The sequence below is a fragment of the Mycobacterium sp. E3339 genome (assembly GCF_001666915.1).
GTDB lineage: Bacteria > Actinomycetota > Actinomycetes > Mycobacteriales > Mycobacteriaceae > Mycobacterium.
The window spans coordinates 1-7105 of record NZ_LZIZ01000073.1 but is presented as its reverse complement, the minus strand read 5'-3'; the positions used below and the strand labels follow the sequence as shown (position 1 = coordinate 7105).

Genomic DNA, 7105 nt, shown 5'->3' with positions numbered 1-7105 from the left:
ACTTTCACCGATCAGCACGATGCGCGCGTCGCCGACGAGCGCTTCCAGCGCCGCCCGCGGCGGCACTCCCGCCGGTGCGTCGATAGCGATCCCGCTAATCACTTCGGCCGGTGTCCGCGCCGCGGTGCGCCGCGACGCTTCGGTCGTCGGCGTGGCGAGCAGCCGGCGGACCTCGTCGTCGGTGACCTGGCGGAAATCCCAAAACGATTCGCCGACCGCGAAGAACGGGGTGGGCATGCTCGCGCACACCACGTCGTCAACCTGCCCGGCGAATTCCCGGCACGTCGATTCGGGGGCCGCCGGCACGGCGATGACGATGTGCGCGGGCTCGGCTTCGCGTAGCGCCTGCACCGCCGCGGACATGCTTGCGCCGGTGGCCAAGCCGTCGTCGACCAAGATGACCGTCTTGCCGGCCACCTCCACCGGCGGGCGCCCGTCGCGGTAGGCGGCCTCGCGCCGAATCAGTTCCCGACCCTCATGCTCGGCGACCGCGCGCAACTCCTGCGGGGTGATGCGTAGGCCCCGCACGACGTCGTCATTGACTACGACGCGGCCCCCGCTCGCCAGTGCTCCCACCGCGAACTCCTCGTGGCCGGGCGCGCCGAGCTTTCGCACGATGAAGGCGTCCAGTGGCGCGTGCAGCGCCGTCGCCACCTCCCACGCGACGGGTATGCCACCCCGCGCGAGGCCCAGCACGATCACGTCGGACCGATCGCGGAAGGCCCCCAAGAGGTTGGCCAGCACCCGGCCCGCCTCGCTGCGGTCGCGGAACACGCGGCGCGGCGAGTGTCGGGTCGCGTCAGCCGCTCTGGTCATCGCGCACCGCTTTCACTGCGACGGCGGCCGGCGGACGAAAAGGGCGGTCATGGGAAATCCCTCCTCGTATCTTCAGACCAATGACGAGATTCATCCGACCAGTCCGCCGGGGTGGGCGGTAGGGACCGAAGTCCCGGGCTTACGGGTCGTTCGTCGGGTCAGCGTTTCCGGCGCAGCTCGGCCATGTACGCCATGACCCGGTTGAGGATCAGGCCGTAGACGTCGCCGTCTTGGGTGAGCCGCACCAGCCCGCGGTGGCGGAGAAAGCCGTCGAGGCGCTGGTCCAGGCGCCAGTCGAGGTAGGTGTCGCCGGCGTAGGGCGAGTGCAGGAATTCGTACGCGAGCTCATCGACGTCGGCGTCGGTCAGCGACGGGCATCCGTCCGTGGTGGAAGGCATTTGTCCGCTTATTCGCCTCGGGCCTGATTCCGGATGGCGGCCTGCACCGCGGTAAAGCGTGACCGCGCCCGCTCGTCGGCGGCCTGCTGCTCGGCGGCCGTGACGACAATGGCGTCGGGGCCGGGGAACACGGTCGTCTCATCGCCGGTGGCCAGCCACCGAACCCGGTAGGGCGGTGCGCCATCCGGCGAGTGCACCGAGGTGATCAGCCCGCGCAGGTCGGGCCGCCCGATGGTGGCGCTCTTGATGACGAGCCAGTCGCCCGCGTCGGCGATCATCCTGGTCTCCCTTCGAAAGTACTGATTCGCAAACGAATTCGCATCAGCCGCGCATTTCCAAGACGTCGCTTATCGGCCGGCGCGGCGTCGGGTCCGGCTGGCCCTTGCCGGCGGGCGCGGTGCCCACCCGGATCAGCAGCTGGGGAACCGCCTCGGCGTCGGATACGAGCTCCCGGATCATCTCGCGACTGGCCGGCAGCTCCGTCACGTGCGTCACGGTGCAGGTCGCCAGGCCGGCCATGGTGCACTCCAGCAGAATCGCCGAAAGCGCCTGGCCGCAACGGAATGCATCGGCGCGGGCGTCCCCCGGCGTGGACAGGGCGAGGACCTTCGCGTGATCGGGCGGAACAGCAGAGCTCGTCCGGGCGCGCGGATCGCCGGGAAACCGGCGGTTGACCTCGACGGTGCGGGGCTGCCCCTCGTTCACCAGCGCGGCTTCGGGGATGCCGTCGTCGTGCCTGCCCGGTGCTGTCCACCAACGCAATTCGTGGTGGTAAACGTCGTCGTAGCGGCGCAACGCCTCGTTCAGGCGACCGGCTTCCACCAGGCGCGGCCGCGCGTCGTCGGCCAGCACGTCGAGGCTGACCCGGTCACCGTCGACTCCCGCGCGCAGCACCGGCTCGAACGACGCCCAGTCGCCCGGTGCGCCGAACGGTCGCCGGTCGGTCCTGCGGCGCAGGATCGCCGCCGCGCGGTCTCGCCGGCCCGCCGCGACGTAGTCGGCGGAAACGAAGTCGACCGACGCCAGGTGGTCGAGGTTGTTGGGGTTGGGGAACTCGTCGGTGTGGGTGCTCCACCCCTCGGCGGCCATCGCCACCCGGAAGTGGTCGAGCACCGCGCCGCAGCTGATGATCGACTCGCGGCCCGAGTTGTCGGCCGAGGGGACCACCCGGCGCGGATCGCTGAAAAGGTCGACGGTCGGTCCGGCGGCGACCCATCGCCACGGCTGGCTGTTGTGCAGCGAGGGTGCCCGGCAAGCGAGCTCCACCGCCCGGGTGAGCACTTTCGAGTCGACCATCGTCGGCGTCATCGCTCGTCGCCTCTCCTCTCTTACCTGGACCCTCGAGCATCCGGACGGCCCGCACCAGGGTCCTTGGTCCCCAGCGTCGGGTCATTGGGCCCGCGGGTCGACTGATGACCTTTGTCTCTATTGCGCCGTTGTGGCGAAGCAAACGATGAAGGCGACCACGCAAACCGAGGACCAGTTATGGATGTCATCCGCAAAACGGCCGCCGATTGTTCCGTTCCGCCGAACCTCACCGACTACGAGCGCGAGCGCGCCCGGTTCGACTGGTCCGATGTGCCGAATCTGTGCGAAGGCATGGGCCCGGGCCTGTGCAACATCGCCTACGCGGCCGTCGACCGCCACACGGCGGGGCCGGCCGCGACGCGCACGGCCCTGCGGTTCGTCACCGACCGGCCGTGGGACGGCGTGATCGCCACCCACGACCTCAGTTATGCCGAGCTCGGCCGGCTGTCCCGGCGGTTCTCCAGCGCGCTGCATTCGCTGGGCATCAACAAGGGCAATCGCGTGTTCACCCTGATGGGCCGCACCCCCGAGCTCTACATCGCGATGCTGGGCGCGCTGCGCAACGGCAGCGTGGTCTCGCCGTTGTTCTCGGCCTTCGGACCCGAGCCGATCGCCACCCGGATCAACATCGGGCAGGCCGACGTCCTGGTGACCACCCGCGCGATCTATCAGCGCAAGGTCGCCAAGATCCGCGATCGGCTGCCGTCGCTGCGGCACGTCTTCGTGGTCGACGACGGCCAGGGCGGCGGCGCGCCGCCGGGAACGCTCGACTTCTGGCACTGGGTCGACGCGGCCGACGAGAACTCGCCGATCGAGCCCACCACCGCCGACGACCCGTCGCTGCTGCACTTCACCAGCGGGACCACGGGCACGCCCAAGGGCGCCATCCACGTGCACGGCGCCGTCGCGATGCACTACGTCACCGGCTTGTACGCGCTCGATCTGCACCCCGACGACACCTATTGGTGCACAGCGGATCCCGGCTGGGTGACGGGCACGTCCTACGGCATCATCAGCCCCCTGCTGCACGGGGTCACCTCCATCGTCGACGAGGCGGACTTCGACGCCGAACGGTGGTATCGCATCCTGCAGGACCAGGCCGTGTCCGTGTGGTACACCGCGCCGACCGCCATTCGGATGCTCATCAAGGCGGGACCGGAACTGCCCGCGAAATACCGCTTTCCGCGGCTTCGCTTCGTCGCCAGCGTGGGCGAACCCCTCAACCCGGAAGCGGTCTGGTGGGGAAAGCGGGTGCTGGGCTTGCCGATTCACGACAACTGGTGGCAGACCGAGACGGGCGGGATCATGATCGCCAACACGCCGGCGTTCGACATCAAGCCCGGCTCGATGGGCCGCCCGCTGCCAGGGGTGGAGGCCTTCGTCGTGCGCCGCGGCGACGACGGGTCCGTCGAGGTGATCGACGAGCCCGACGTCGAGGGCGAGCTCGCGCTCAAGCCCGGCTGGCCGTCGATGTTCCGCGGTTACCTGAACGCCGAAGAGCGATACCGCAACTCGTTCGCGAACGGCCTGTACCTGAGCGGAGATCTGGCCAAGAAGGACGCCGACGGCTACTTCTGGTTCGTCGGGCGCGCCGACGACGTGATCAAGTCCGCGGGACACCTGATCGGGCCGTTCGAAGTGGAGAGCGCGCTGACCGATCACCCCGCGGTGGCCGAGGCCGCCGTCATCGGCATCCCGGATCCGACCGTCGGTGAAATGGTCAAGGCCTTCGTCACGCTGAAGAACGGTGTGGTGGCCGACGAAGATCTCCGACTCGAATTGCTGGGCCACGCGCGCAAGCGGCTCGGGGCGACGGTGGCGCCCAAGGAGATCGAGTTCGCGGATTCGTTGCCGCACACCAGCAGCGGCAAGATCATGCGGCGCCTGCTGAAGGCGCGGGAACTCGGCCTGCCCGAGGGCGACACCTCCACCATCGAACAACATCCGGTCCGCCAGGCCGAAGGAGTGCCGTCATGACCCGCGCCGGCGACGATGCAGCGCGAAGCGGTGAGGAGGAGCGGCGCCCGATGACCACAGTGAAACTGGCCCATGAGCTGTTGTCGGACATGGTCCGGGTGCGGCGCATGGAGGAAAAGTGCGCGGAACTGTACAGCGCGGCCAAGATTCGCGGGTTCCTGCATCTCTACGTCGGGGAGGAAGCGGTGGCCGCCGGGTCGCTGCGTGCGCTGGCCGACGATGACGCGGTGGTGGCGACCTATCGCGAGCACGCGCACGCGCTGCTGCGCGGCATTCCGATGACCTCGATCATGGCCGAGATGTTCGGCAAGCAGGAGGGCTGCTCGCGCGGCCGCGGCGGATCGATGCACCTGTTCGACGCGTCCAAGCGGTTCTACGGCGGAAACGCGATCGTCGCGGGCGGCCTGCCGCTGGCGGTGGGCATCGCCCTCGCCGACGCCATGCTGCAGCAGAAGCGGGTGACCGCCTGCTACTTCGGCGACGGCGCGGTGGCCGAGGGCGCGTTCCACGAGTCACTGAACATGGCGGCGTTGTGGAACCTGCCGGTGCTGTTCTGTTGCGAGAACAACCTTTACGCGATGGGAACCGCGTTGGATCGCGCGCAGTCGCAGACCGATCTCACGGTCAAGGCGGCCGCCTATCGGGTGCCCACGCTGGCCGTCGACGGGATGGACGTCGAGGCGTGCCACACCGCCGCGCAGGAGGGCGTCGATCACGTCCGGGACACCGGAGGCCCGTTCTTCATCGAATTCCGCACCTACCGGTTCCGCGCACACTCGATGTTCGACCCCGAACTGTACCGGGACAAGGGCGAAGTCGAACGGTGGCGCGAGCGCGACCCGATCCAGGCGTTCACCGAGAAGTGCGTGGGCGACGGCACGCTTTCCGACGCCGACGTGCAAGACATCGAGGATGCGGCCGCCGCCGAGATCGAGGCCGCCGTCGCGTTCGCCGAGGCCGGAACGTGGGAGGACGTGGCGGATCTCGAACGCGACGTGCTGACGCCGGGGACGGCGCGATGAAGACCAGCTACCGCACCGCGGTGCACGACGCCATGCGCGACGCGCTGCGTGACGACGAGCGCGTGGTGGTGATGGGGGAAGACGTCGGACGCTACGGCGGAACGTATGCGGCCTCCAAGGGCCTGCTGGACGAATTCGGTCCCGACCGCGTGCGGGACACCCCGCTGTCGGAGTTGGGGTTCGTCGGCATCGGGATCGGCGCGGCGCTCAACGGGTTACGCCCGATCGTCGAAGTCATGACAGTGAACTTCAGCCTGCTGGCGCTCGACCAGATCGTCAACACCGCTGCGGCCCTGCGCCATATGTCCGGTGGGCAGTTCTCCGTGCCGATCGTGGTGCGCATGGCGACGGGCGCCGGGCGCCAACTCGGCGCGCAGCATTCGCACAGCCTCGAACCGTGGTATGCCCACATCCCGGGCATCAAGGTGTTGGCGCCGGCCACCGTCGAGGACGCGTACGGCATGCTGGCGCCCGCCCTGGCCGACCCCGACCCGGTGGTGATCTTCGAGCACGTCCAGCTCTATAACACCTCGACCGACGTCGACGCTCTGACCCCGACCGATATCTCGCGGGCGGCGGTCCGCCGCGCGGGCGGCGACGTCACCCTGATCACCTACGGCGGCAGCCTGCCGAAGACGCTGGACGCCGCCAATGAGCTGTCGCTGGCCGGAATCGACTGCGAGGTAATCGATCTGCGCGTGCTCCGACCGCTCGATGAGGACACCATCTTGGACTCCGTCCGCAAGACCCATCGGGCGGTCGTGGTCGACGAGGCCTGGCATACCGGCAGCCTGGCCGCGGAGATCACCGCGCGCGTGATGGAGGGCGCCTTCTACGATCTGGACGCGCCGGTGGCGCGGGTGTGCAGCGCCGAAGTGCCCATGCCCTACGCCAAGCACCTGGAAGAGGCCGCGCTCCCCCAAACCCCGAAGATCGTTGCCGCCGTGCAGAGTCTGTTCGGAGACGGGTCGTGATCGAATTCAAGATGCCCTCGCTCGGCTCCGACATGGACGAAGGCACCCTCAACGAGTGGCTGGTCAAGCCCGGCGACAAGGTGACCCGCGGCCAGGTCGTCGCGATCGTCGAGACCACCAAGGCCGCGGTCGAAGTCGAATGCTGGCAGGAGGGCATCGTCGACGAGCTCGTGGTGCCGGTGGGCGAAACCGTCCAGGTGGGAACCACATTGGCGACCCTGACGGCGCCCGGCGAGCAGGCCGAGAAGCGACCCACGCCCCGGCCGGCGCCGAAGGCGGCCGCCAAGCCTTCGACCGGCTCATCGCCGCGGCGATCGACTTGCGCATCTGCGTGGCGCGGTCGGCCGCCGTGGGCTTGGTCCCCGGCTGCGCGACGGGCTTGGGCGCGGCCGGCTTGGCCGCTGCCGCGTGCTCCACATCGTTGATGGTGACCGCGCCCTGCGGGCCGGTGCCGGTCACCGCGTCGATGTCGACGGCCAGCGACTGGGCCAGCCGCCGCGCGGCCGGGGACACCCAGCGGCGCCGCCCGGGGGCGGTCGAAGCGCGAGATCCCGCACTACTACCTCGCCGAGGAAATCCGGCTGGAAAAGTCGTTGTCCTGGTTGACAAC

The 7105-nt window shown here is 69.2% G+C and carries 8 protein-coding genes and 1 pseudogene; 4 read left to right on the top strand and 5 right to left on the bottom strand.

Annotation, left to right across the window (positions count from 1 at the left end; translation table 11 throughout):
* The 4 genes from A5702_RS06525 to A5702_RS06510 form a co-directional block, all read right to left on the bottom strand.
* Positions 1-816: phosphoribosyltransferase (locus A5702_RS06525; protein ID WP_197506509.1), on the bottom strand; the 816-nt coding region annotated here is incomplete at its 3' end.
* A 158-nt stretch (positions 817-974) separates the two neighbouring features.
* On the bottom strand, positions 975-1214 hold the full coding sequence (locus A5702_RS06520; protein ID WP_055402079.1) for a hypothetical protein: 240 nt from the start codon (positions 1212-1214) through the stop codon (positions 975-977).
* 8 nt (positions 1215-1222) lie between these two features.
* The gene (locus A5702_RS06515; protein WP_055402077.1) at positions 1223-1492 is read right to left on the bottom strand and encodes a DUF1918 domain-containing protein; all 270 of its coding nucleotides are present in this window, start codon (positions 1490-1492) and stop codon (positions 1223-1225) included.
* Positions 1493-1535: 43 nt separating this feature from the next.
* Positions 1536-2522, bottom strand: a complete 987-nt coding sequence (locus tag A5702_RS06510; protein ID WP_068219219.1) for an NAD(P)H nitroreductase — start codon at positions 2520-2522, stop codon at positions 1536-1538.
* 177 nt (positions 2523-2699) lie between these two features.
* Between A5702_RS06510 and acsA the strand changes: the two genes are divergently transcribed.
* Genes acsA through A5702_RS26890 form a run of 4 tightly spaced genes read left to right on the top strand, consistent with a single transcriptional unit; the run spans position 2700 to position 6920 of the window.
* On the top strand, positions 2700-4499 hold the full coding sequence (acsA, locus tag A5702_RS06505) for an acetate--CoA ligase (RefSeq protein WP_067817446.1): 1800 nt from the start codon (positions 2700-2702) through the stop codon (positions 4497-4499).
* Between the two features lie 50 nt (positions 4500-4549).
* Positions 4550-5521 (top strand): pyruvate dehydrogenase (acetyl-transferring) E1 component subunit alpha, encoded by a 972-nt coding sequence (pdhA, locus tag A5702_RS06500; protein WP_068219222.1) that lies wholly within the window; start codon positions 4550-4552, stop codon positions 5519-5521.
* Positions 5518-6495 carry an alpha-ketoacid dehydrogenase subunit beta gene (locus A5702_RS06495; RefSeq protein ID WP_067817454.1) on the top strand — a complete coding sequence of 326 codons (978 nt, stop codon included), beginning with the start codon at positions 5518-5520 and terminating at the stop codon, positions 6493-6495. The genes pdhA and A5702_RS06495 overlap by 4 nt, the downstream gene beginning before the upstream one ends.
* A complete protein-coding gene (locus A5702_RS26890; RefSeq protein WP_068219216.1) occupies positions 6492-6920 on the top strand; it encodes a biotin/lipoyl-containing protein in 429 nt (142 codons plus the stop codon). Before A5702_RS06495 ends, A5702_RS26890 begins: the two co-directional genes overlap by 4 nt.
* 34 nt (positions 6921-6954) lie before the next feature.
* Here A5702_RS26890 and A5702_RS26885 read toward each other — a convergent pair.
* Positions 6955-7008, bottom strand: a pseudogene (locus A5702_RS26885) (hypothetical protein); the annotation flags it as partial.
* Positions 7009-7105: the final 97 nt, after the last annotated feature.